Consider the following 23,717-nt stretch of genomic DNA (forward strand, 5'->3'; position numbering starts at 1 on the left):
GTCAGGCGTTCGCGGGCTCGCTCGTGCCGGCTCCGCGCGTGCGGATGGCCACCTTCTCCTCCCGCCTCCCGGGGGCCTCGACGGGCTGGTCCATCCGCAGGACCTCGAGACCGGCGTCGGCGATCATCTGCAGGTCCTGGGCGCCGGGCTGGCCCTCGCTGGTGAGGTAATCGCCCAGGAACAGCGAGTTCGCCACGTACAGGGCGATGCCCTGCAGGTTGCCCAGGTGTCGCTCGCGTCCGGCGGCCACGCGGATCTCGGTGTCGGGGGCGACGAAGCGGACCATGGCGAGGATGCGCAGGCAGTCGCGCGGGTTGAGCGTGTCGACGCCCTCGAGCGGGGTGCCGTCGAAGGGCAGGAGGAAGTTCACCGGGATCGAGTCGACCTCCTTGGCGCGCAGATCGAAGGCCAGCTCCACGAGCTGCTCGCGGGTCTCACCCATACCGGCGATGAAGCCCGAGCACGCCGACAGGCCCGCGCCGTGCGCCTGGGCGACGGTGTGCTCGCGGTCGGCGTAGGTGTGGGTGGTGCAGATGTCCTCGTAATGGCTCTCGGCCGTGTTGAGGTTGTGGTTGTAGGCGTCGGCGCCGCTCGCGCACAGCTTCTCGGCCTGGCCGTCCTTCAGTGCGCCCAGGCAGGCGCACACCTCGACGCCCGGGGTGTCGGACTTGATGGCCTCGATGATGTCGGTGACCTTGCCGACCTCGCGGTTGCTGGGGCCGGTGCCGCTGGCGACCAGGCACACGCGCGAGGCGCCGGCCGCGATGCCCGCCTTGGCGGCGGTGACGGCCTCGTCGGTGTTCAGCCACGTGTAGCGCAGGATGCCGGCCGTGGAGTTGAGGCGCTGCGAGCAGTAGAAGCAGTCCTCCGGGCACAGGCCGGACTTGAGGTTGACCAGGTAGTTGACCTTGACCTTGTTGCCGAAGTGCTCGAACCGCAGCCGGGACGCCGCGGCCACGACCTCCATGAGCTCGGAGTCCGGCGAGTCGAGGACTGCCAGGGCGTCCGCCGCGGTGACGGCTCCGCCGGCGAGGACGTGGTCCGCGAGCTCGTGCCAGCGGGGGGTGGTGACGGGCATGGCTTCCTCCTGAACGCCGTTCATCGAACGGTGTTCAAGCTAGCCGAGCGCCCCCGTCTTGTACAGCGTTCAGGAGGATCGGGGTGGCGCGGTAAGATCATCGATCGTGGCCCTGACAACGACAACGGTCGTCGACACCGCGCTCGACCTGCTCCGCGAGTCCGGGCTGCCCGGGATGTCGATGCGCACGTTGGCGACGCGGTTGGGCGTCCAGCCGAGCGCGCTGTACTGGCACGTGCCGTCCAAGCAGGCGCTGCTCACCGCGGTCGCCGAGCGGGTCCTCGCGGCCATGGGCTCGGTGAGCTCGGGTGCGTCTGCGGCCGCCGAGCTGCGGGAGGTGGGTGCGGTGCTGCGCGCGGCGGTCACGGGCGTGCCGGACGGCGCGGAGATCGTCGCACTCGGACTCGCGGCGGGTGCGGTGAACCCGGTCGCAGGGGCGGTCGAGGCCACCTGTTCCCGCCACGGCCTGGAGGATCGGGCCGCGGGCCTGACGACGGCTCTGACCTCCTACGTGCTGGGCCTGAGCCTGGAGGAGCAGACGCACCACAATCTCACCGTCGCCGATCCCGCGACGCCGCCGGTCGAGTTCGAGGCGCGGTTCGAGCTGGGCCTGGACGCGCTGCTCGCGGGCGTGCCCGCCTGACGCTCGCCGCAGCGCGCCACGGGCGGGCCGGCCACGTCGCGCCGCCGGCCGGATCAGTAGCGGGCGAACACCTGGGTGGCGTAGAGCTTGCCGTCTGCGGCCACGGCGGCGCCCATGCCCATCGAGGTGTGGCCCGGGTTGAGGAGGTTCGCGCGGTGGCCGGGGGAGGTCATCCACTGGTCCACCAGCTGCTGCGGCGTGGCGTGCGCATAGTTCTGCAGCACGTTCTCGCCGAAGTGGCGCCACCCGCCGGGGATCTCGTCGCGCACGTGCGGGTTGTGGAACATGCGGTTCTGAGCGGCCTGCGTACCGCTCCAGCGGACCGCCACGTCCGTCAACCCGCCGTGGCTCTCGAGCGGGCCGAGACCGTGCGCGCTGCGAGCGGCATTGGTGGCGTTCTCGAGCTGGGCGCGGTACTCGGCGGAGGCGGGATCCAGGGTGGGCGCACCCCCGGCGGGCGCGGGAGCGGCGAATCCGATCGTCAGGCCGGGCAGGTAGATCTGCGGCAACTGGATCTGGGGCGACTGAGCCGACGCCTGGGGTCCGGCGCCGAGGGCGACGGTGGCGGACGCCGCGGCGACCAGGATCAGGCCGCGGCGCAGATGGTGGAGGGCTCGGGTCACGAGGGTGGGTACCTTTCGTGTGCTGCGACCCGACGGTCGGATCGCCAGCCGAGACGGTAGGGCCGTCCGGCGCCCTAAGCCAGCCGTCATCACCCCGTGACCGGCCTGACCTGCACTCCGCCGGGGCGAGCGCACCCCCGCTGGACGGGTGTTCGTGTCAGTCGCGGGCGAAGTCCTGGACCACGTGCACGGTTCCGTCCTCCGCGGTGACCACTCCCACGCCGACCCGTGTGAACTCGCCGTCGAGCATGCGCTCCCGCATCCCGGTGTCGGTGAGCAGCGCGGACAGCGTCTTCTGCGGCGTCGCGCCGGCGGGCAGGGTCAGCACTGTGCGGTCGCCGGACTCCTCGCCCGCGGGAACCTCCTCCGAGTCGGCGTCCTCACCCGCCCGGGCGTCGGCGGGAACCGGGACGTCGCCCGTGGCCGGATCGCCCGCGGCGAGTTCGGCCGCGCGCTCACGGGCCGATGCCTCCAGCACCGGGTCGGTGACCAGTCGGTCCGCGCCCACCACGAGACGGGCGTCGTTGACCGCCGCCACCACGCTGCCCTCGAACGCCATCAGCCGTACCTCCTCAGGTAGGAGATCGGCCGTGGCGGGATCGGCTGCCGCGGCGCCGCCGGGCTGGGCGCCGGCGGGGGCGAGCGACGACAGGCCGGGGATCGCCAGGCCGAACGGCAGGGCGAACTCCAGCGATCCCTGGGCGGCCGCGGTGCCCGTGCCGGAGACGAGCAGGAGGGCTGCGGCGCCCGTGGCGACAGCGGAGCGGAAGTGGTGACGCACGCGATGGTCCTTTCCTCGGTCCCCGGCTCGCGCCGGGATTGCGTGGGCGAAGTGGGCTGGGCGGCGGGCTCGCCGCAAAGTCACTCCTGCAACTATCGCCACTCTAGTCACACGCGTTACAGGTATGCGATTCGTGAACGGGGCCTCGCCGCGCCGAGAGTGCGGCCGCACGGGCCGGTGGGTCAGCGCAGGCTGACGAAGTTCTGCGTGGAGTACAGCTTCCGGCTGTCGGCCACGTCCGCGCCCACGCCGAGGTGCGTGTGAGCGGGATTGAGAAGGTTGACGCGGTGCGGCGGCGAGTTCATCCACTGACGCACCAGGGTCTCGCCGCTGGCGCCGCACCAGTTCTGCAGCACGTTCTCGCCATAGCTGCGCCACTGTCCGGGAAAAGCCGCGGTGACCCGGGCGCGGATGCCGGGATTGTGGTACATCCGGTCCTCGGCGGCCATCTGTTCGCTCCAGGTCTGCGCGATTCCGTCCAGGCTCCCGAGCCGCTTGACGGGGGCCACCCTCGCGGCGGCGCGCTCGCGATTGGTGTGTTCGTGGACGTCCTCGATCACCTGCTCGAGCTCCGCGGGGGTCGCGGACTCGCAGGGCGCCGGCGTGGCCATGGTGAATTCGAGGGACTGGGCGCCGGTGGCCGGGGCGGCCAGGACGGTGAGGGTGGCGGCGGCGATGGCGACAGCGCGTACGCGGAGCCGGACGATACTTCTCATGAGGAGATCCTGAGGGGATATGGGGGATGTGAGGGTGGCGGAGGGGTCGCCACGACCTGAGGATAAGGTCACGTCCCGGCGGCCACGCGAGAATCCACCCCCGCCGGCCCGGGGGCCGGATCGCGAAAAGGCCAGGTCGGCACGACGAGTATCGCCCCGTCATCTAAACGATCGTCCAAGAGCGCCGAACGCGGCCCGCCGGGTCCACGGATCGAGGCCCTGACCCGGCCCGCGGTGCCCGGGCCCGACGGGACATGAATGAGCGTTCTCTCTCCTTTCGCACGGTGAGACGATCGCCACACCCGGTCAGATCAGCCCCGCGGCCACCCGGCCGGAGGGGGTGGGTCGATTCCCTCCGCCTGAACCGCCCATCCGCGCGGAGGCCGGGTGTCGCGGAGGCAGGGCGTCAGGCGCAGCGCTTCTCGCGGCGGCGATCCACCACGCTGAACGCCAACGCGCCCGCCGCCAGCATCGCGATGATGCCCAGCGCCGCGCGGAACGCCAACAGCCAGTCGCCCTGGGTCTCGACGATGCCGAAGAGCACCCCGGGCACGATCGCCGTGCCGACCGCCGTGCCCATGCGCTGACCGAGCGAGATGATGCTGCCCGCGACGCCGCCGTAGGCCGGATCCACGGCTCGCAGGGTGAGGGTCTGGTTGGGCGAGATGGTCATGCCCTGGGCGATGCCGATGAACGCCGCCGGGACCATGAACACCAGGTAGTGCAGCGCGCCGGATTCAACGAAGCCGGCCAGGACCATGAACGTCACCAGCGCGGTGATCGTGATGGAGAAACCGGTGATGACCATCCGCCGCCCGAGGCGCAGCACGAAACGTCCCGCGACCTGCGCGGAGATCGCCGCACAGACCGACGCCGGGAGGCTGATGAACGCCGAGTCGATGGGTGCGTAGCCCAGGTGGAACTGCAGGTACAGCGGCATGATGACCCACAGGCTGGTGCCGCCCACGAAGTAGATGGACACGATGATCATGCCGTTGCGGAAGCCCGCGTCGCGGAAGATGTCCGGGTTGACCAGCGGCGGCCGCCCGAGCCGCTCATAGCGCCGCTCCCACCACGCGAACACCCCGAGCAGGGCCAGCCCGGCCGGCACGAGCGCCCAGTACGCCGGATGCAGGTCGCGGCCGAGGAACGGCAGCATCACCGCCAGCACGGCCACACCGAGCAGCCCGATACCGATGGGGTCCAGATCGAGCCGCCGACGCCCGGGGACCCGCCCGGCCGCAGACAGACCTCGCGTGCCCGGGGTGTCCGCTCCAGTGGCGGAGCCGCCGGCGTCGTCGTCGTTGTCGTCGCTGTCGTCGTCACCCCGCCGGGCGGTGGCCCGCTCCGGGCGCGCCATCACCGCCGCGCGCGCTGTGGACCCGCCCACGTCCGGCCCGTCGTCGTCGGCGCGGGGGATGGTCCGGTCGTCGGCGAGCCAGCGCTGCCCCAGCACCAACGCCAGCACGCCCAACGGCACGTTGACCAGGAACATCGCCCGCCAACCCAGGTCCTCACCGAGCGCCTCGATGAGCAATCCACCCACCAGCGGCCCCGACGCGGTGGCGATCGAGACGGTGGTGGCCATGGTCGCGAAGGCGCGGGCTCGCGCCTCCTTGCGGAAGTACTTCTGGATGAGCCCGAACGTCTGCGGGTTGAGCATCCCCGAACCGACGCCCTGCACCAGGCGCGCGAGGTTGAGCATCTCGATCGACTGCGCGAAACCCGCGATCAACGCGCCGACGGTGAACACCGTGACGCCGGCCAGGAAGATCCGCTTGCGGCCGGTCGCGTCACCGAGGCGCCCCGACGGCACCAGGAGCAGGCCGAACGCCAGCGCATAGCCCGAGATCACCCACTGCAGGCTGCTGGAGTCGGCCCCGAACGTCGTGCCGATCACCGGCAGGGCCACGTTGATCACCGACAGCGCCAGCAGCGCCATGAACAACGGCACCATCAGCGGCGTGAGGATCCTCGCCGTGCTCACCGGCCGGGGGGTCGCGGTCTCCACACGTTGATCGGTCACTCCCGCGATGGTAACCGCGGCGCGGACGCACACCCCGGGGCCGGACCCGGCACCCACTGGCGCCCACCGGATGTCACAGCCCCGCAACAACCCGGTCACAACCTTCTCCCGCACCTGTGTCGTCGGTAACGTCAGGTCATGGCTGATCCAATCCGCACCGCAGAAGCAGATCCCATCCCGTACGCCGACCTCACCGAGCTGGGCGGCACCACCGGCCGGGCAGTGTCCATCTTCCTGCCCACGGCCCGCGGGGGCGCGGAGGTCCGCGAGAACCCCATCCGCGCCAAGTCGCTCATCAAGGAGGCCGAGGCCCAGCTCCGCGCCCACGGCGCCTCGGAGGAGGAGACCGCCGAGATCCTCGGGCCGCTGGTCACGCTCCTCGAGGACGACCCCTACTGGAACTACATGGCCGACGGCCTCGCGATGTTCGCCGCCAAGGGCATCTGGCGCGCGTACCGCCTGACCACCGATCTGCCGGAGGCGGTCCACGTGAGCGACCGGTTCGCGCTGCGTCCGATAGTGCCGGCGGCTGTCGGAGACCGCACGTTCCTGGTGGTCGCGGTGAGCCAGAACAAGGTCCGGCTCCTCGAGGGGACCGCGACGACGATCCGCGAGCTCGACCTGGGTTCGATCCCCTCGTCGGTGGACGACATGGCGGGTGACACGCAGCCGCCGCCGCACCAGCAGCAGCGCTTCAGCGCCGGGGCCGGCGCCGGACACGCGGGCAGCACCGCGGGTGGGGGAATCGTGCACAGTCACGGGACGGGCGCCGAGGTCGGCGACGTGCAGTTGGACAAGTTCCTGCGCCAGGTCGCGAACGGCCTGCAGGAGGTGCTCGAGCCCAACGACCGCCGCCTCGTCGTGTTGGCGTCCGTCGCCGAGTACATGCCGCGGTTCCGCGAGTACCTGAACTACGAGAACCTCGTCGACGAGGTCGCGGCCGGCAACCCCGATGCGCTGTCACCCGGGGACCTGCACGAGCGGGCGTGGAAGGTCGTGCAGCCCGCGTTCGGCCGTCTCGCCGAGCGCGACGCCGAGCGCTTCGGGGACGCGATCGGCGCCGGCCGAGCGATCGCCGGCGGCGGCTCGGACATCCTCCGGGCCGCGCAGGAGGCCCGGGTCGAGCGGCTCATCCTCACCCGCCGCCGCTGCGCCGCCGACCACGGCCCCGATGACCTGGACTCGGCGATCGGCCAGGTCCTGGCCACGTCCGGGTCGGTGATGGTGGTGGACTCGCTGCCGCAGGACGTGGCGGAGGGCGCGATCCTGCGGTTCTGACGCGCCAGGGTGGCGGGCGGCGCGGGTGGGGCCCGCGCCGCCCGCCGCGCTGTTCGCGCCCGGGTGCGGGTGCGCCGCGCCGCCCGCCGCGCGTACAGCTCCCGCTCAACTCGGATGTGTACCGTCGGCGTCTTCACGCACACGAACAACGTGAGGAGATCGAGTGCGCTCGAGGACATGGAGGGCGGCCGTCGCCGCCGCGGGACTCGCACTGGTGGTCGCGGGGTGCGGCGCCGGGGGCGACGACGACGAGGGCGGCGCCACGGCCGCGCCCGCAGCAGCCGAGCAGTCCGGACAGGCGGCCGGGCCGGAGCAGGGCGGCGAGCAGTCGCCCGACGGGCCCGACACGTCGGACATCCCGGACCCGGTGGCCGAGGTGAACGGCACCGAAATCTCGCGCGACGAGTTCCTGTCGGTGTTCGAGAATCAGTACAAGCAGATGAGCATGCAGGCGCAGATGACGGGCCAGCCCGTCGACGAAGCGCAGCTCAAGAAGCTCACCACCGACGGTCTGGTCGGCACCGAGCTGCTGACCCAGGAGGCCGAGAAGCGGGGCATCGAGGTCTCCGACGAGGAGATCAAGGCGGAGCTCGAGGAGTTCGCCGAGACCAACCAGGTCAGCGCCGACGAGTTCATCGCGGCGATGGGGGAGCAGGGTCTGGACCGCGACGCGGTGATGGAGCAGATCGACAAGCAGCTGCGCGTCGAGAAGCTCATCACCGCCGAGTTCGGGGAGTTCGAGGTGACCGACGCCGAGATCGAGGCCGCCTACGAGCGGATCGGCCAGCAGCAGGCGATGGCCGGCGGCGGTGCCGGTGAGTCCGGTGGTGGTGGGCTGCCGCCGCTGGAGCAGGTCCGCGGCGAGGTCTCCGAGCAGGTGCGGGTCCAGAAGGAGGCCGGGGCGATGGAGGAGTTGTCGCAGAAGCTCCGCGCGGACGCGGACGTCACCGTCCACCTCTGACCCCTGGATGCCGCGCGCCGGGCCTCCGCGCGGCACTTACACGGTGACGTCCGTATAGGGCATCTGCGCCGAGACCCACGGGAACACGACCTCCATGAGGAGCAGGATCACCGTCGCCAGCAGGGCCAGCGCGATCAATGCCTTCACCGGCCGCGGGCCGGGTAGCGATCGCCACAGGTAGGCGTACATCGGTCAGTCCTCCAACGCGGCCGGGCGGCCGTCGGTCTTGGCCGTGGTCTCGGTGAGCACGGCGTGCACGATCAGCCTCTCGGCATTCGAGTACATCGGGTGGCAGGTGGTCAGGGTGAGCAGGCGTTCGGGGGCTCCGGCGATCTCCGCCGCGCCGACCTCCTCCGCCGTACCCGCCGCGCTGGACCCGCCTGCTGCCCCCGGCACCGGCGCGATGACCTCCACCGCGTCCGGTGAGGTGACGTGCACGCCCCGGACGTGGGCGTAGTCGCCGGTCGCGATCCGATCCGACTGCTCCGGCGCGAGGCAGTTCTGCGCAGCAGCCAATCGTTCGGCGCTGCCGGCCTCCACCGGAAGTACGCGGTAGGTCAGCCACTGCGTGGCGGTCTCGATGACGACGGCGTCGCACGACCCCAGCCGGTCGAGATGCTCGAACACGGCGCCGGACCCGTTGCGGTGACCGGCCAGCGCGGAGTTGCCCACCTCGCCCGGCATCTGGGTCCCGGGATAATGTCCCGGCCCCGTGCGCAGGTCGTCCGCGCGCGTCCCCTCGACCACCGCGTAGGCCGCGTCGTCACCGAGCGTCGGCAGGTGGAGGCGGGCGAACGCCTCGCCCAGGGCCGGAACGGCGGGCGGCACCGGTTCGCCATCGGACGCGCGGGTGGCCGGGTCCGCGGACCCGGCGGCGGTCCCCGCGGCGTCAGCGGCGGCTTCTGAGACCGGGCCGCTCGACCATCGCTGCTCGAGCCCGGCGGCCGCCTCGTTCTGCAGGCGCCGCGAGTCGAGATTGCTCCAGAACGCCTCGTAGAACAGGTAGAGCAGTAGCACCGCGCCCACCGTGAGCAGCAGCTCGCCGACTATCCGGGCGGCGCCGAGTCGGCTGGTTCGTGTCGTCATCGACCCCCCGGTCGTCCGTGTGTCCCGTGTGGCCTGTGTCGCCCTTGTGGCCGAGTTTGCCCGGGCTCGCGCCCACCCACCGCCCGCGCTTGCATCGTCCAGCGCTGGAGAGATCGTCTCACGGCCACTCCACAGGCCCTCCCACTCGGATGGACGTACTCATGGCGGAAATGGACGTAGCCATGGCGGTGTACTGCCCGATTCGCCGCCAAGGTTGCGTCCAAATCGGGCCGGGACCGCGCGTACCGGGCCGCGCCCACCGGGCGGGGTGTCGCGGAATCACGGCATGGACGCGTCGACCCGGACTCTCGCAGCACTCCTCTCCTCTGCGGTGGTCGCCGCAGGCGTCAGCGCGGCGATGCCCCCTGCTGCCGTCGCTCAGCCGGCCTCCCCGCCCGGCCTCGGCCCCGCCCACCCCGCTCGCGCCAACGGTCAAGCTCTTCCATCCGGACACCGCGGCGGTGCTGGCGGAGGTGCAGCTGACCAAGGGCGCGCTGCTCGGCGGGGTCTACGGGTACCTCGACGCGCAGGACCGGGTGGTGGTCGCGGACGGGGACCGCAGGCTCCTCGCCGTCGGGCATCATCGTGCTCCCGACGGCTCCTGGCGCATGACGGTCGACGTCCTGGCCGACCTCGCGCCGGCCGTCCCTGACGGGGACGCGATCACCGGGCTCATGCCCGCCTTCGACGGGCGCGTGTGGTTCGCGACGTCCGGCGGGGTGGTGGGCACCGTGCGGCCCGGCGGTGCGAGGAGCGGCGGTGACGGAGGCGGTCACGCAACGGTCGGCGCGGACCACGGTGCCGGTGTCGACGACGACGAGCTCCGCTTCCTCGCCCTGCCCGCAGGGGAGAAGATCTCGAACGGGCTGACCGTCCGGCGGGGAGGCGCGTCGGTGATCACCACCCGCGCGCTCTATGAGATCGACACCTCGGCCGACGGGTCGCCGACCGTGCGCTGGCGGCGCGGATACGAGGTGGGCCCGGCGCGGAAACCGGGCCTGTTGGCGCACGGGTCGGGGACGACTCCCACCTACTTCGGCCCCGGCGACTCGCTGGTGGCGATCACCGATGACGCCGAGCACCCGGACCTCGTCGTCCTGAGTCGTGAGGACGGGACCGAGGTGTGCAGGATGCCCGCCTTCGCCACCACCGTGCGGCCGGACTCGGCGGCGGCCGACGGCGTCCTCATCGACGGGCCCGCCGCGACGGAGAACTCGATCATCGCGTTCGGCGGCGCCCTGGTGCTGGTCAACACGTACGGCTCCTCGACCGCGCGCACGGCGTCCCTGCCCAAGCTGACGACGGGTGACGGGCTCATCCACGCGCTGGCGTACGGTCCGCGGCGAACCCACACGCTCGGCTCGGCGGCGCTGCCGCTCGATCAGGGGCTGGCCCAGAAGGTCGGCGGTCGATGTCATCTCGACGGACGTGGAGACGGGCCGCGAGGTCGCCCGGACCTTCGTCGGCCACGCCCCCTACGACGAGCCGATGGAGCTGACCGGCACGATCGCCTCCCGCGGCGACGCCCCGGGCATCATGTGGCAGCCGATCCCCACCCGGATGCTGCGCATCGGCCCGGCCTGAGCTGCGATCCCGTGCAGGACCAGCCGGACCCGACGTCGCGGAGGATGTGGGGTCGGATGCGCGCAGGGTCAGGCGGTGGGGCGGACGACCGCGACCGGGCACGGCGCCGTCTGCAGCAGGCGCCGACTGACCGATCCCAGCAGCAGGCCGGCGAAGCCGCCGTGGCCCCGCGAACCGGTGACCAGCAACGGCGCGCCCGCAGCTTCGTCAGCGATCGTGACGGCGGGCTCGCCGACGACGAGGATGAGCTCGACCTTCACACCGGGATGGCGGGCCTCGTGCGGGGCGAGCGAGTCGAGGACCTCCTTCTCGTCCTCGGCGAGAATGCTCTCCGCGAGTTGATCGAGGTCGAACAGTGAGGCCCCCGGGAGTCGGGGCACCTCGACCGAGTGGATCGCCCGCAACCCGCTCCCGCGGCGCTCGGCCTCGGCGAACGCGTACGCGACGGCCGCGCTGCTGGCCTCCGACCCGTCGGCGGCCAACACGACCGGGCCCCCGGTGGGCTCCGCGGGCGTGTGCGGCGTGATGACGATGACCGGGCAGGGCGCGTGCTCGACGACCCCGGCCGAGGTGGACCCCATCGCGAAGTCCTCGCGCGCGGTGAGTCCGCGGCTGCCCACGACGATCGCCGACGCGTCGCGGCCCGCCTCGACCAGTGCCCCGACGGGGTTGTCGGCGATCACCCGATACGTGGTGGGGAGGTCGCCGACGAGATCGGCGAGCTGGTCACGCATGGCGCCCTCGACGTTGGCGCGGGCGGTGTCGTCGAAGGCGACCACGCGACCGACGGCGCGGTCGGCCGAGATCACCTCGAGAGAGGCGCCCAGCCCGCGGGCCCGCGAGGCGGCCCAGGCCACGGCTCGACGGGAGTCCTGCGAGCCGTCATAGCCGCACACGATAGGTCCGGTGGCGGTATCCGTCATGGCTTCCTCCTGCGCGTTCTCGGGTCGCGGGCCAGCCTAGTCGGCCGCGGCCGCCGCGCGACCCCGAGCATTTCCTATAACGGAGTCGTTCTCTTTCTGGACTAATTCCAAAAAGCGGGCTATGGTGGATGCCATGACGACAGCAGAGGAACAGGGAGCACTGCTCCGGCACGCCGGGTTGAGGGTCACCTCGCCGCGTCTTGCGGTCCTCGACGTCGTCGCCGGTCGTCCCCATATCGCGGCGGAGGACGTCGCCTCCCTCGTCCGGGAACGACTGGGCGCGGTGTCCACACAGACCGTCTACGACGCGCTGCGGGTGTGCACCGAGGTCGGTCTCATGCGCCGTATCGAACCCGCCGGCTCGCCGGCGCGGTACGAACGACGCACGGGGGATAACCACCACCACCTCGTGTGCCGGCACTGCGGGCGCATCGAGGACGTCGAATGCGCGGTCGGGCACGCACCCTGCCTCTCCGCAGACAGGGACCACGGCTTCCATATCGACGAAGCCGAGGTCACCTACTGGGGCGCATGTCCCGAATGCCGGACAAAGCAGTCCGCGCTCGTCTAAGACTGAGACCAAGATCAGACCCCCTCCACACCACTCACACGAGGAGAATCACGACGTGACCGTTCACCCCGCCGACCGCGGCGTTCGCGACTTCCAGCCCGGTTCGCACACCACCACCGACAGCGGCCAGCCCGTCCCCAGCGACGAGTTCAGCGCCCAGGTCGGCAGGAGCGGCCCGCAGCCGCTGCACGACTTCTACCTGATCGAGAAGCTCGCCCACTTCAACCGCGAGAACATCCCGGAGCGTCTGCCCCACGCCAAGGGCTCGGGCGCGTTCGGCGTCTTCGAGACCACCGAGGACATCTCCGACATCACCTCCGCCGGCCTGTTCCAGAAGGGCGTCAAGACCCCGATGCTCGCCCGCTTCTCCACCGTCGCCGGCGAGAAGGGCAGCCCGGACACCTGGCGCGACCCGCGTGGCTTCGCGTTGAAGTTCTACACCGAGGAGGGCAACTACGACCTCGTCGGCAACAACACCCCGATCTTCTTCATCCGCGACGCGATCAAGTTCCCGGACTTCATCCACTCGCAGCGCCGCAAGAACGCCTCCGGCCTGCGCAACCACGCCATGCAGTGGGACTTCTGGACCCTGAGCCCCGAGTCCACCCATCAGGTCACCTGGCTCATGGGCGACCGCGGCATCCCCGCCACCTGGCGTCACATGGACGGCTTCGGCTCGCACACCTACCAGTTCATCAACGCCGAGGGCGTGCGCCACTGGGTCAAGTTCCACTTCAAGACCAACCAGGGCATCAAGAACCTCACCCAGGCCGAGGCCGACAAGCTGGCCGGCGAGAACGCCGACTACCACCGTGAGGACCTGTACGAGGCCATCAAGAACGGTGACTTCCCGTCCTGGGACCTGCACGTCCAGGTCATGCCGGTCGCCGAGGCGGCCACCTACCGGTACAACCCGTTCGACCTGACCAAGACGTGGTCGCAGCGCGACTACCCGCTGCGGAAGGTCGGCACCATGACGCTGAACCGCAACCCGCAGAACCACCACGCGCAGATCGAGCAGGCCGCGTTCGCGCCGACCAACATCGTCAAGGGCATCGGCTTCTCGCCCGACAAGATGCTGCTCGGCCGCGTCTTCGCCTACCCGGACATCCAGCGTTACCGCATCGGTGCCAACTACCAGCAGGTTCCGGTCAACCGGCCGCTCTCGGAGGTGAACTCCTACTCCAAGGAGGGCGCCATGCAGTTCGAGTTCCCGCACCCCGCGCAGGCCGAGTACCACCCCAACTCGCTCGGTGGGCCGTCGGCCGACCCCGCCAAGGCGTACGACTTCGGAGCCTGGGACGCCGAGGGAACCGAGATCTACCGCGGTGACCTCACCCCCCACGCCGATGACACGGACCAGGTCCAGGCGACGATCCTGTACCGCGAGGTGATGAACGACGAGGAGCGCGAGCGCCTGGCGGCCAACATCGCCGGCCACGTGTCCGCGATCCACCCGGACGAGACCGAGCTGCTCGATCGCGTCTACGCCTACTGGGCCGCCGTCGACGAGGGCCTGTGCCAGGCCGTGAAGGCCGGCGTCGAGGCCGGCCCGCGCGGAAACCACCGGCTGCAGGACTGACGGCAGTCAACAGAACGGGCATACTGGGAACGTCCAGTGCACGATCCGATTCACCTCCACGACCCGGAAACCGGGTCAGAAGGGAGCCACGATGGCTGCTGATTCGAATGGTCTGTTCACCTCGTTCGTCCCCGCCGAGGCTCAGGAGGCGGTGACGAACGCGCTGCAGGAGTCGCTGGTCGACCTCATCGACCTGTCGCTCGTCGCCAAGCAGGCGCACTGGTCGGTCGTCGGTCCGCGTTTCCGGAGCATCCATCTCGCGCTCGACGAGGTCGTGGCGGACGCCCGCACCTTCGTCGACGAGGTCGCCGAGCGGGCCACCGCCGTCGGCGTCAGCCCGGACGGCCGCTCCGCGACGGTCGCCGCGAACAGCGCGCTCGACGAGGTCTCGGCGGAGTTCACCTCGGACGACAAGGTCGTGCTGGTCATGACCGAGGCCCTCGAGGCGGCCATCAAGCGCCTGCGGGCCAACATCGGCAAGGTCGGCGACGACCCGGTGACCGAGGACCTGCTCATCGGCATCAGCGCCCGGCTCGAGCAGCTGCACTGGATGTGGCAGGCCCAGTCGGTCTGATCCGGACGTCCTGGCGGCTCCCAGCCGCGAAGTCCGCTACTCCGCCTACGGATCCGCGCCCCTTACAGGGGTAGCGGATCCCGCGGCGGGGTAGCGGATTTCGTCATTTCGGCCGGGGACGACGACAAGGTGGACCCGTACCCCGGCGGCGCCCGGGCTCAGCGGGACCGGACCACCGCCAGCGCGTCCCGTGCAGACCCGCGAGGTCGCGGTAGAACAGCACCTCGCTCCGGTGCCCACCGTGCAGCGGCGGGCGCATGCCCTCGTCGGGATTCGGCGGCGTGATGTAGAGCGTCGGTGGCAGCCCGTCGCTCTACCGGGTGTGCGGCGCGAGCGGACGGAGTGCGGGTCAGCCGCCGACGATCCGGGAGATCCGCCTGGTGAGCTCCCGCCACGACCCCTCGGTGTCGAGGTCGGCGGACAGGACGTGCAGGTCCGCCCACTCGTCTTTCTCGTCCACGACCAGCGAACCCGGCATGAGGTTGACCATCCACAGGGCCAGACGCCGGCCCCCCGGGTGACGAACCCCGATCGGGACGCGGATGACATGCGGTGCGATGGGCAGCGTGGGCGAGAACGCGCGGTGCGCGACGTCGATACCACCGCGGATCGCCGACCAGACGAACCACACGATCAGCCCCGGGATCTCCCACGGCCGCCCCCGCTGCGCACTGTCGCGCCGGCCCGGGGGCAGGACACGCAGGCTCAGGGCGGTGGCCACGGCAGCCGCGGCCAGGCCGTAGTACCAGTAAGCGGGATCCCCGCCGGCTAGGATCCACCACAGCAGGAGGAGCCCGAGGAAACGGCCGATCGTGGACGCGAGACGGGTCATGACACCACCCCGGCCAGGGCCAAAACGAGACCGAACAGCACCACCACGGCACCGCTGCCCGCCCGGGACGTCAGGCCGGACTCGAGGGTGTCGAAGGCGCGGCTCGCCGCGGCCGACGGGATGACACGCGCGAGGTCTCTGTCCGCCCGGGCCCGCAGGTCGCGAACGGAGGCGACCGCCGAGCGGGACACGGAGCCGACAGCGCGGGCGAGGCGTTCCTCCGGCACGACGATGTCGCCGGGAGGGACGGCCCGGCCGTCCGCGCGGCGCGCCCACCCGGGCAGGAGAGCACGGTGGGCGAGCAGCACCGCCAGCGCGGCGATCGCCAGGCCGAGGAGTACGGGCCAGGTGGCGTCCCACAGCGTCACGGGATCGAGGCTGGGCACCGCCGTCAGCGGGAGCCACCTCTCGGTGACGACCCACGGCACCACGATCCCGGCGGCGACCAGCACGAGCCACGCGCCGAGCTCGGCGTCGGGCCGCGGCCGGACGTCCGGCTCGCGCCGGACGAGGAGCCAACCGGCGCGGAGCAGCAGCAGCGTGGAGCCGGTCGCGACCAGCGGCAGCAGATCCACCAGGTCGACGCCGCCCAGCTCGACTCCCTCCACGGCATTCTTGGCCGCGTACTTCCCCACCGAACCGGAGCTGAACGGCGCCCCTGCGACCGCAAGAGCCGCCCCGCCGAGGCCGACGGCCACCACCCACCGGCGGGCCCCGTGGGCATGATGCGACCACACGGGCACCCCGAGGAACAACGCCCCCTTGGCCAACGCGTGGTGGACGGCATAGGCGACCGCGGCCGGCGCCACCGCGGCGGCGAGTTCGGGGGAGGACAGGGCCACGCCCACGAGTGCGGCGAGGAACCCCATCTGGCTGATCGTCGAATAGGCCAGGACCACCTTGGGTTCGTTCTGCAGTTCGCCCGCGGGCACCGCGAGGAACGCTCCGGCCAGCGCCACCACGACCAGGGCCAGGCCCCACCCGGGCAGGTCCGCCTCGCCGAGTGGCAGGAAGCGCAGCCATCCCATGAGCCCGGCCTTGACCATGGCGCCGGACAGGACGGCGCTGGCAGCGGGTGGAGCGGCCGGGTGGGCGAGGGGTAGCCATACGTGGAGCGGCAGCGTGCCCGCCTTGACCCCGAACCCGACGAGCAGCAACGCCACGATGAGCGCGGTGTGATCCGACTCGGCGACGGCCCGCGGCGCGTCCTCGACGAGCGGCCCGCCGATGGCGGTGATGAGCAGGAGCGCGGCCAGGACGGCGCCTTCGCTGAGCACCGCCAGCACGATGTACACGCGCCCGGCCCGCAGCGCCTCCGTGGTCCGCGAGTTCACCACCAGGCCGTACGCGGCGAAACTCATGAGCCCGTAGCCGAGGTAGAACGTCGCGGTGTCCCCGGCGGTGAACACCACCGTGGTGCCCACATGACAGACCAGTAGGAACGCGACGAGGCCGCGCCCGCCCCGGTAACCCGCCCAGGCGACCGCGGCGAGTGCGGCGGCGTAGAGCAGCGCCGAGACCAGGACGAGGGGGCGGGCCAGGCCGTCCACGTGCAGGTGGGTACCCACGAGCAACCACGGCACCGTCAGCGACGCGCCGGGGATCGCGGTGAGGGCCATGGCCGGCAGCGCGGTGAGCGGCGCTATCGCGAGCCATAGTCGCTGCACCGGGGACTCTGGCGCGGGGACCGAGGCGTCGGCCGCCGGGCGTGGGGGAGCGGCGGTCACGCCGATGAGGGTGGCGATCGTCAGCGGCAGGATGAGGGCGAGGATCCACAGGGCGGTGGTCACGAGGGGAACACCCCCCGGGCGATGAAGGTGGCCAGCGCCATCGGCGAGTACGGGGCTGCGGCGATGATCCCTACGAGCAGCGAGGCCGCCGCGGTGAGCACCGCCGGGACGAGAAGGGCCGGTAGGGCCTCGGCCCGCCGGCGAGCGCGGTCCCGGATGGCCTCGTCCGGCTGGTCGGAGTCCGGTTCGTCACCGTCGGGCCGCTCGACGAACCACATCGAGTACACCAGCGGCAGGAAGTAGGCGCTGTTGAGCAGGGCGCTGACGACGAAGATCCCCAGCACCCAGGAGTGGTCGGAGTCGAGGGCGCCCAGTCCGAGCTGCCACTTGGAGACGAACCCGGCGGTCGGAGGTAGGCCGATCATGCCGAACGCGCCCACGGTGAACGCCGCGCATGTCCACGGCATCCGTCGTCCCAGACCCGCGAGTCCCGAGACGGTCTTGACGCCCAGGGTCTCGGCGAACAGGCCGGCGCAGAAGAACAGGGTGATCTTCATCAGCCCCTGGTGCACGAGGTGCGTGAGGCCGCCGGCGGTGCCGACCTCGGAGACCAGCGCGATCCCGATCGTTACGTAGGAGACCTGACTGACCGTGGAGTATGCGAGGCGCTTCTTGAGGTCTTCCTGCATCAGCGCGCGCACCGACCCGTAGATCACGGTGAACGACGCCAGGGCCAGTAGCGGCAGCAGCACCCCGAGTTCGTCGGCGACCCCGACGCCGTAGACGTCGTCCACCAGGCGGACCAGGCCGAACACGCCGGCCTTGACCACCGCGACGGCGTGCAACAGGGCGCTGACCGGGGCGGGTGCGACCATCGCGCGCGGCAGCCAGCCATGGAGGGGGAACAGGGCGGCCTTGACCCCTAGACCGCCCGCGATGAGCACGAAGATCGCGGTCGCCGTGGAGGGGTCCGTCGCGGCGAGTTCGGCCACCGCTGCCACACCGCCCGGTGTGAACTCCACGTCACCGACCAGCGCGGACAGCCACGCCACGCCCACGAGGACCGAGAGCCCCCCGCTCAGCGCGTAGCGCAGGTAGAGCCGACCGGAGCCGAAGGCCGCGGCCGTGCCGTTGTGCACGATCAGCGGGTAGGTCACCAGGGTGAGCAGCTCGAAGAACAGCAGGAACGTCACGAGGTTCCCGGAGAACGAGATGCCGACGGTGGCGGTGACACACAGCGAGAAGAACCCGAAGAAGCGGGCGCGGTGCGGCCGTCCCTCGAGGTACCCGATCGCGTAGATCGTGGTGAGCAACCACAGCAGCGAGCTCAGCCCGGCGAACAACAGGGACAGCGGTTCGACCCGCAGGATCAGGTCGATACCGGGCAGCAGGGCACTGCGCCATTCGGGTCGGGCGCCCGCCACGACGGCCGGGACGAGCGTCACGACGATGAGGAGTTTGACCGCCGCGCCGGTGACGTTGACGGTGGTGCGTGCCCGCGTGCGGGGGTCGGGGATGAGGAAGACGACGACGGCCACCAGGGTCGACAGCACGAGCGGTGCGACGGCGAGCAGGGAGGACTCGCCGACCCAGGACGGCGGGGTCATGACGTTCCTCCCGGGCACATGCCGAGGACCGCCAGATCGGCCAATGGTCCGGAGGCGACGATCGCGAGGGTGGCCAGCAGGGCCGCCGTGAGGGGCACGAGGGTGGCGGCGCGAGGGGCGGATCGGACGCCGCCACCCGTGTGCCCCGGCCGCTCCTCGCTGGATTCCCCGGGCAGTAACGTCTGGACAGGCCGCAACAGGTACGTGGCCGCGACGAGGGTGCCCGCCACCGCTACCGCCGCCACCCACCACCGCCCGGTGTCGACGGCGGCGAGGAGGAGCTGCCATTTACCGGCGAAGCCCAGGGTGATCGGCAACCCGGCCAGGCTCACCCCGGCCACCGCCACGGCCATCGTGACGATCGGCATGCGGCCGCCCTGATCGGTCATCGCCTCGATCCGGTCGGTACCCAGGCGGTCCTTCACCAGGCCGGCGGACAGGAACAGCGACGACTTGGCCAACCCGTGTGCGAACGCCAGGAGCGCCACGGCGACCCACGCTGCCCGCTGCTGCTCGGCCGTGTCTGCCGCGGCCGACAGCGGGAAGTAGAGGAACAAGTAGCCGATCTGCGAGACGGTCGAGTACCCGACCAGGCGCTTGAACCGCGGGGTACGCGCGGCGGCCACGCCGGCCCACAGGACCGAGCCGGCCGCGGCGACGCCGAGCATCGTTCCCACCACGGGGTCGGGGCCGGTGACCTCGGTCCACACGCGGAACAGCACGACGAACGACGACTTCACCACGAGGGCGGACAGCAGCGGGCTCACCGCCCCCGGTGCCCCGCCGTGAGCATCGGGCAGCCACCCGTGCAACGGGAAGAGCGCGGACTTGAAGGCCATGCCGGTCGCGGCGAGCGCGAGGATCACCGTCACGTGTAGTCCCGGCTCGCCGGCGGCCAGACGCTCGCCCGCCAGACGCAGGTCCAACGTCCCGGCCGCGGCGTACACCAGCGTCAGCGCGACCAGGAACAGCAGCGACCCGGTCACCGTGACGATGAGGTAGCGGAACGCCGCCCGCCACGCGTCGCGTCCGCCGAGCGCCACCAGCACCACCGCCGCGAGTCCGACGATCTCGACGGCCACGTACAGGTTGAACAGGTCCCCGGAGAGGAACACCGCCGCCAGACCCGACCAGAGGAGCAGCCAGGTGGGCCAGAACCAGTCGCGGGCACCCTCCGTGCCGGTCGACCGCGGGTGGATCGCGGCGAACACCGAGACCAGTGTCCCGACCACCGAGGTCAGCAACAGGAACAGCGCGGCCGGCCCGTCCGCACGCACCGAGATGCCCAGCGGCGGGAGCCGGCCGGCCAGGGCCGCCTCGAGCGGTCCCCCGGAGGCGACGGCGACGGCGATCGTGACCCCCACCGCCGCGGCGGCGACCGCCCCGGCGAGTCCGAACGCCGCCCGCGCCCGGGTGGGGACGAGGACGCACAGGACCGACCACGCCAGCGGGAGTAACACCGCCGTCGGCAGCAGCATGGCGGCCCAGGAGGGGGAGGGGGTCATGACGGCCCACCGCCGAGTCGGGTCCCGCTGCCCGCGCGGTCGTCGTCCGCGGACTCGGCCTCGTCGATCCGCCGGGCGAGCACCACCCCGAAACCGGTGAACGCCACGGTGATGACGATCCCCGTCAGTGCGAGTGCGTGGAGCACCGGGTCGGGGGCCGGATCCCGCCCCGCGACGGCCAGCAGGATCACCAGTGAACCGGCGGCCGCGACGTTGAGGGCCACCAGACGGCGGAACCGGTCCGCGGCCACGAGCATCGTCACCAGTCCCAGGGCGAGCAGGGCCGCACCGACCGCGGTGTACCAGGCGAGCGTGGTCACGGGCGCTCACCGCCGAGGACCTGATGCGGTCGACGTCGCACGGTGAGGAACAGGGTCGCGAGCGCGGCACCGATCGACACCGCCAACGCGGTCTCGACCGCCACCGTCGCCGGGGTCTCGAGCCCGGCCGGCATGTGGAGCCAGTGACCCGCCGTCAGGGCGCCTGCGCCGCCGGCGGCGAGGAACGCCAAGGGACCGACCGAGAGCACGACCCGGCCCCGGGCACCCTCGAGCACGGCGGGGGCCGCTCCGGCCCCGGCGGCGAGGATCGCCGTGCCGGCCAGCATCGCCCCGCCCTGGAACGCGCCGCCGGGTTGGTAGGCGCCGGCGAACAGCAACCAGGCGGCCAGCAGAAGCAGGACGGGCGAGGCCACGCGGAGGAAGTCCACGAGTGTCCCGGGAGGGCGGGTGGTGGACCCGGCGTCGCGCGCCGCCGGTGCGGACCCGGGCGGGGCCGCCGAGGCGAGCGCGTAGGCACCCACCACCGCGACGAGCAGCACCGCCACCTCCAGCAACGTGTCGTAGGCGCGGAAGTCCAGGAGCACGGCGGTGATGTCGTGCCCCACCGCCGCCGAGGGCATGGCCTCATCGACCACGCCGGTGAGCGGGGCGGCGTCGCCGGAGTCGTTGGCGGAGAGGACTCCGGAGACGAGGCCGACGACGAGGCCGGCCCCGCCGAACGCGGCCGCGGCCCACGCGATGATCCGTCCCCGGCCCCGCCCCGTAGTCGCCTCGGAGGACCGGCGATTGGCGAGGGCGTCGACGAGCAGGGCCGAGGTGACGCCCGTCCCGATCGCCGCCTCGGCCAGGGCGACGTCCGGGGCACGCACCGAAGCCCACAGGGCCGCCAGCAGCCCGCCGAGGAGGATGAACGTCACCACCGATGCGAGGCGGTCGCGCACGAGCAGCGCCACCGCCGCGGCCGTGATCACCGCGCCGCCCACGGTGAGGTCGAGGATTCCCGGGGCGGTCACGGCGACGCCTCCCTGTCGGAACCGAGCAGGGTCGCCCCGACCGCGGCCGCACCCATGCCGAGGACCCACACCAGGAGAAACGCCGCCGCGGCCCAGAGGCTGTCGGACGCCAGGGCCAGGGCGAGCATGACGAACCCGAGTCCGAGCGTGTCGGCCTTGGTGACGGCGTGCAGCCGGCTGCGCAGGTCGGGGAAGCGGAGCAGCCCCACGGTCCCGGCGGTGAAGAACAGTAGGCCCGCCGCGGCGGACAGGATCACCGCGACGTCGCGGGCCACGTGCAGCGTGTCGGTCATCGGCCCCCCGGTTCCGCGGTGACGATCGTGACCGTGACGACCAGAGCGAGCGCCACCAGGGCCAGGGCGGCCGACCGCACCGCCGGGGCGCCTGACAGAACGGACAGGGTGCACAGCAGCGCCGCGCCGGTGGTGCCCGCCAGCACCACGCCCGTCACCCGGTCGCGGTATGTGGGACCACGCACGACCCGCACGAGGCACGCCAGGATGTTGATGACGAGAGCGACCACGAGGAGTTGCAGCGCCACCTGCACACCGTCCATTGCTCGCGTCACCTCCTTCTCTCCTGTTTACAGGCCCAGGACGGCCCGCGCTATGAGGAAGTACACGACCAGCCCCGTGGCATCGACGAATGTGGTGATGAACGGGTTGGAGAACACGGCCGGGTCCGCGCGGACGGCCTGGGCGAGCAGCGGCATGAGCCCGCCGACCGTCGCGGCGATCGTGCACAACGCTAGCAGAGTGAGCCCGATGACGAGGCCGAGGTCGGCGTCGTAGACGAGCCCGGTGACCGCGAAGCCCACCGCACCCAGGACGAGTCCGAGGGTGAACCCGGCCCGGATCTCCTGGCCGAGCACCCGCAGGGCGTCGCGTGGGCGCACGTCGCCGAGCGCGAGCGCACGGGTGACGGTGGTGGCGGCCTGGTTGCCGGTGTTGCCGCCGGTGCCGATGATGAGCGGGACGAACAACGACAGCGCCACCACCTGCTCGATGGTCGCCTCGAACACCTCGAGGACCTGCACCGTCAGCGCGGCGCCGAACGCCAGCACGAGCAGCCACACGACGCGGGAACGCACCAGCGTCCGCACGGGCGTGGCGAGGTAGGGGCGCCGGAGCGGTTCGGAGCCACCGGCACGTGCGGTGTCCTCGGTCTCGGCGTCCTCGAGGATCCGCAGTGCGTCGTCGAAGGTGAGGATGCCTACCAGCCGGTCCTCGTCATCGACGATCGGGAGGGCGATGAGGCGCTCGTCCGCGGAACGGCGTGCGGCCGCCTCGGCGGATTCGCGGGCGCGTGCGGTGATCGCCGGGTTCATGAGTTCACGCACCGGCGTGCCCGGCTCCGCACGCATGATCGCGCGCAGTCCCACGATCCCCACCAGGCGCCGTTGGTCGTCGGTGACGGGGATCGCGTAGATCGTCTCCGCCTGGTCGATCCGTCGCCGGACCCGCTCGAGGGTCTCGCCGGCGGTGACGTCGGGGTGGGTGGAGACGAACTCCGGGCTCATCCGTCGGCCCACCGAGCCGGTGGGGTAGTCGAGCACCGCCGCGGTGAGCGCCTGCTCGTCGTGGTCGAGCTCCCGCAGGAGCCGCGTGGCCACGTGGGCGGGGAGCTCGTCGACGAGCCCGGCGCGGTCGTCGGGGTCGAGATCGGTGAAGAGCTGGTTGACACGGTCCGCGTGCAGTTCCCGGATCAGCTCGGACTGCAGCGGCGGGTCGAGCGCCTCGAAGACCACCAGGGCGGTGCCCTTGGGCAGGAGCCGGAAGACGACGGCCCGGTCCCTGGCGCCACTGCGCTCGAGGACATCCACGACCAGCGAGGGCGGCAGAGCCTCGACCATCTCGGCCGCGGCGTGCAGATCCCCTGCGCCGATGAGGGCGTCGAGCCGTCGTGCGGCCTCGGCCGGGTCGCGGACGGTCACCGCTCCCGGCGAACGCGCATCATCTGGCCCGGTCATGTCACCCCTCGTCGGCGATGTCGTCGTAGGCGGTCAGCGGGTCGAGCCGGCCGTCGGCGCGGTAGGCGGCCCGGGCCAGGGTGATGGAGGCGACCGTGGTGACGACCACCGTCGCGCCGAGCGCCACCAGTGCCATGAGGGTCGCCATCCAGGTGAACCCGGTGGTCAGCTCGTGCACGTACGCCGACAGGATGAACAGCATCATGCCCAGGCCGGTCGCCACGGACAGGATGTTGATGCGGGTCAGCGCGTCGCCGGCGCGTGACATGGTCACCGCGGCCACCAGGAAACACAGTGACCCGAGCAGGGCCAGGACGCCGATCAGCAGGTCCGTGATCATCGAGGTGTCCATCG

26 protein-coding genes are annotated in these 23,717 nt (G+C 71.7%); 7 read left to right on the forward strand and 19 right to left on the reverse strand.

The window, feature by feature from the left end; all coding sequences use genetic code 11:
- Nucleotide 1: 1 nt before the first annotated feature.
- Complete coding sequence (gene bioB / locus C3V38_RS08365) at nucleotides 2–1,078, reverse strand: biotin synthase BioB (protein WP_106385543.1); 1,077 nt, start codon at nucleotides 1,076–1,078, stop codon at nucleotides 2–4.
- Nucleotides 1,079–1,184: 106 nt separating this feature from the next.
- Between bioB and C3V38_RS08370 the strand changes: the two genes are divergently transcribed.
- Nucleotides 1,185–1,721, forward strand: a complete 537-nt coding sequence (locus C3V38_RS08370; protein WP_061229771.1) for a TetR family transcriptional regulator — start codon at nucleotides 1,185–1,187, stop codon at nucleotides 1,719–1,721.
- Nucleotides 1,722–1,774: 53 nt separating this feature from the next.
- Here the strand turns inward: C3V38_RS08370 and C3V38_RS08375 are convergent, their stop codons facing one another.
- From C3V38_RS08375 to C3V38_RS08390, 4 genes are all read right to left on the reverse strand, one after another.
- Nucleotides 1,775–2,344, reverse strand: coding sequence for a CAP domain-containing protein (locus C3V38_RS08375; RefSeq protein WP_061229770.1), 570 nt, complete (start codon nucleotides 2,342–2,344; stop codon nucleotides 1,775–1,777).
- 157 nt (nucleotides 2,345–2,501) lie between these two features.
- Nucleotides 2,502–3,125 carry a CAP domain-containing protein gene (locus tag C3V38_RS08380; protein WP_106385544.1) on the reverse strand — a complete coding sequence of 208 codons (624 nt, stop codon included), beginning with the start codon at nucleotides 3,123–3,125 and terminating at the stop codon, nucleotides 2,502–2,504.
- 182 nt (nucleotides 3,126–3,307) lie between these two features.
- Nucleotides 3,308–3,841, reverse strand: coding sequence for a CAP domain-containing protein (locus tag C3V38_RS08385; protein ID WP_106385545.1), 534 nt, complete (start codon nucleotides 3,839–3,841; stop codon nucleotides 3,308–3,310).
- Nucleotides 3,842–4,247: 406 nt separating this feature from the next.
- Entirely contained in the window at nucleotides 4,248–5,867 is a 1,620-nt protein-coding gene (locus C3V38_RS08390) for an MFS transporter (protein ID WP_254425926.1), read from the reverse strand.
- Between the two features lie 138 nt (nucleotides 5,868–6,005).
- On the opposite strand from C3V38_RS08390, the gene C3V38_RS08395 reads away from it, so the two are divergent.
- Both C3V38_RS08395 and C3V38_RS08400 read left to right on the forward strand, forming a co-directional pair.
- Nucleotides 6,006–7,145, forward strand: a complete 1,140-nt coding sequence (locus C3V38_RS08395; RefSeq protein ID WP_106385546.1) for a hypothetical protein — start codon at nucleotides 6,006–6,008, stop codon at nucleotides 7,143–7,145.
- 163 nt (nucleotides 7,146–7,308) lie between these two features.
- A complete protein-coding gene (locus C3V38_RS08400) occupies nucleotides 7,309–8,106 on the forward strand; it encodes a SurA N-terminal domain-containing protein (RefSeq protein ID WP_254425927.1) in 798 nt (265 codons plus the stop codon).
- A 36-nt stretch (nucleotides 8,107–8,142) separates the two neighbouring features.
- Here C3V38_RS08400 and C3V38_RS17600 read toward each other — a convergent pair whose 3' ends face one another.
- The 3 genes from C3V38_RS17600 to C3V38_RS18050 all read right to left on the reverse strand — a co-directional run bounded on the left by C3V38_RS17600 (nucleotide 8,143) and on the right by C3V38_RS18050 (nucleotide 10,510).
- A complete protein-coding gene (locus C3V38_RS17600) occupies nucleotides 8,143–8,295 on the reverse strand; it encodes a hypothetical protein (protein WP_165001088.1) in 153 nt (50 codons plus the stop codon).
- A 3-nt stretch (nucleotides 8,296–8,298) separates the two neighbouring features.
- Nucleotides 8,299–9,192: a class E sortase gene (locus tag C3V38_RS08405; protein ID WP_106385547.1), complete on the reverse strand. Its 894-nt coding sequence runs from the start codon at nucleotides 9,190–9,192 to the stop codon at nucleotides 8,299–8,301.
- 1,030 nt (nucleotides 9,193–10,222) lie between these two features.
- Complete coding sequence (locus C3V38_RS18050; protein WP_254425928.1) at nucleotides 10,223–10,510, reverse strand: hypothetical protein; 288 nt, start codon at nucleotides 10,508–10,510, stop codon at nucleotides 10,223–10,225.
- Nucleotides 10,511–10,620: 110 nt separating this feature from the next.
- Here C3V38_RS18050 and C3V38_RS18055 point away from each other — a divergent pair, with 110 nt between their 5' ends.
- Complete coding sequence (locus C3V38_RS18055; protein ID WP_254425929.1) at nucleotides 10,621–10,776, forward strand: hypothetical protein; 156 nt, start codon at nucleotides 10,621–10,623, stop codon at nucleotides 10,774–10,776.
- 68 nt (nucleotides 10,777–10,844) lie between these two features.
- On the opposite strand, the gene C3V38_RS08415 is transcribed toward C3V38_RS18055, so the two are convergent.
- Nucleotides 10,845–11,699 carry a universal stress protein gene (locus tag C3V38_RS08415; protein WP_106385548.1) on the reverse strand — a complete coding sequence of 285 codons (855 nt, stop codon included), beginning with the start codon at nucleotides 11,697–11,699 and terminating at the stop codon, nucleotides 10,845–10,847.
- 133 nt (nucleotides 11,700–11,832) lie between these two features.
- Here C3V38_RS08415 and C3V38_RS08420 point away from each other — a divergent pair, with 133 nt between their 5' ends.
- The 3 genes from C3V38_RS08420 to C3V38_RS08430 all read left to right on the forward strand — a co-directional run bounded on the left by C3V38_RS08420 (nucleotide 11,833) and on the right by C3V38_RS08430 (nucleotide 14,426).
- Complete coding sequence (locus C3V38_RS08420; RefSeq protein ID WP_106386419.1) at nucleotides 11,833–12,270, forward strand: Fur family transcriptional regulator; 438 nt, start codon at nucleotides 11,833–11,835, stop codon at nucleotides 12,268–12,270.
- 55 nt (nucleotides 12,271–12,325) lie between these two features.
- Nucleotides 12,326–13,852, forward strand: a complete 1,527-nt coding sequence (locus C3V38_RS08425) for a catalase (protein WP_106385549.1) — start codon at nucleotides 12,326–12,328, stop codon at nucleotides 13,850–13,852.
- Between the two features lie 91 nt (nucleotides 13,853–13,943).
- The gene (locus C3V38_RS08430) at nucleotides 13,944–14,426 is read left to right on the forward strand and encodes a Dps family protein (protein WP_061914111.1); all 483 of its coding nucleotides are present in this window, start codon (nucleotides 13,944–13,946) and stop codon (nucleotides 14,424–14,426) included.
- A gap of 349 nt (nucleotides 14,427–14,775) precedes the next feature.
- Here the strand turns inward: C3V38_RS08430 and C3V38_RS08435 are convergent, their stop codons facing one another.
- From C3V38_RS08435 to C3V38_RS08480, 10 genes are read right to left on the reverse strand one after another with little or no spacing between them, the layout of a single operon-like run.
- The gene (locus C3V38_RS08435; RefSeq protein WP_106385550.1) at nucleotides 14,776–15,258 is read right to left on the reverse strand and encodes a Na+/H+ antiporter subunit E; all 483 of its coding nucleotides are present in this window, start codon (nucleotides 15,256–15,258) and stop codon (nucleotides 14,776–14,778) included.
- Nucleotides 15,255–17,048: a proton-conducting transporter membrane subunit gene (locus C3V38_RS08440; protein ID WP_061914115.1), complete on the reverse strand. Its 1,794-nt coding sequence runs from the start codon at nucleotides 17,046–17,048 to the stop codon at nucleotides 15,255–15,257. Before C3V38_RS08440 ends, C3V38_RS08435 begins: the two co-directional genes overlap by 4 nt.
- Nucleotides 17,045–18,595, reverse strand: coding sequence for a complex I subunit 5 family protein (locus C3V38_RS08445; protein WP_106385551.1), 1,551 nt, complete (start codon nucleotides 18,593–18,595; stop codon nucleotides 17,045–17,047). Before C3V38_RS08445 ends, C3V38_RS08440 begins: the two co-directional genes overlap by 4 nt.
- A complete protein-coding gene (locus tag C3V38_RS08450; RefSeq protein WP_061914117.1) occupies nucleotides 18,592–20,100 on the reverse strand; it encodes a complex I subunit 5 family protein in 1,509 nt (502 codons plus the stop codon). Before C3V38_RS08450 ends, C3V38_RS08445 begins: the two co-directional genes overlap by 4 nt.
- Nucleotides 20,097–20,420 carry an NADH-quinone oxidoreductase subunit K gene (locus C3V38_RS08455; RefSeq protein ID WP_061914119.1) on the reverse strand — a complete coding sequence of 108 codons (324 nt, stop codon included), beginning with the start codon at nucleotides 20,418–20,420 and terminating at the stop codon, nucleotides 20,097–20,099. The genes C3V38_RS08450 and C3V38_RS08455 overlap by 4 nt, the downstream gene beginning before the upstream one ends.
- Nucleotides 20,417–21,394 carry a hydrogenase subunit MbhD domain-containing protein gene (locus C3V38_RS08460; RefSeq protein ID WP_106385552.1) on the reverse strand — a complete coding sequence of 326 codons (978 nt, stop codon included), beginning with the start codon at nucleotides 21,392–21,394 and terminating at the stop codon, nucleotides 20,417–20,419. The genes C3V38_RS08455 and C3V38_RS08460 overlap by 4 nt, the downstream gene beginning before the upstream one ends.
- Nucleotides 21,391–21,687: a monovalent cation/H(+) antiporter subunit G gene (locus C3V38_RS08465; protein ID WP_061914123.1), complete on the reverse strand. Its 297-nt coding sequence runs from the start codon at nucleotides 21,685–21,687 to the stop codon at nucleotides 21,391–21,393. The genes C3V38_RS08460 and C3V38_RS08465 overlap by 4 nt, the downstream gene beginning before the upstream one ends.
- Entirely contained in the window at nucleotides 21,684–21,962 is a 279-nt protein-coding gene (locus tag C3V38_RS08470; protein WP_232302992.1) for a hypothetical protein, read from the reverse strand. Before C3V38_RS08470 ends, C3V38_RS08465 begins: the two co-directional genes overlap by 4 nt.
- A gap of 15 nt (nucleotides 21,963–21,977) precedes the next feature.
- Complete coding sequence (gene mgtE / locus C3V38_RS08475) at nucleotides 21,978–23,363, reverse strand: magnesium transporter (protein ID WP_061914127.1); 1,386 nt, start codon at nucleotides 23,361–23,363, stop codon at nucleotides 21,978–21,980.
- 1 nt (nucleotide 23,364) lies between these two features.
- Nucleotides 23,365–23,715, reverse strand: a complete 351-nt coding sequence (locus tag C3V38_RS08480; protein WP_063935410.1) for a monovalent cation/H(+) antiporter subunit G — start codon at nucleotides 23,713–23,715, stop codon at nucleotides 23,365–23,367.
- Nucleotides 23,716–23,717: the final 2 nt, after the last annotated feature.

Origin of the sequence: Dietzia sp. oral taxon 368 (assembly GCF_002999155.1) — a bacterium.
Taxonomy (GTDB): Bacteria; Actinomycetota; Actinomycetes; order Mycobacteriales; family Mycobacteriaceae; genus Dietzia; species Dietzia cinnamea.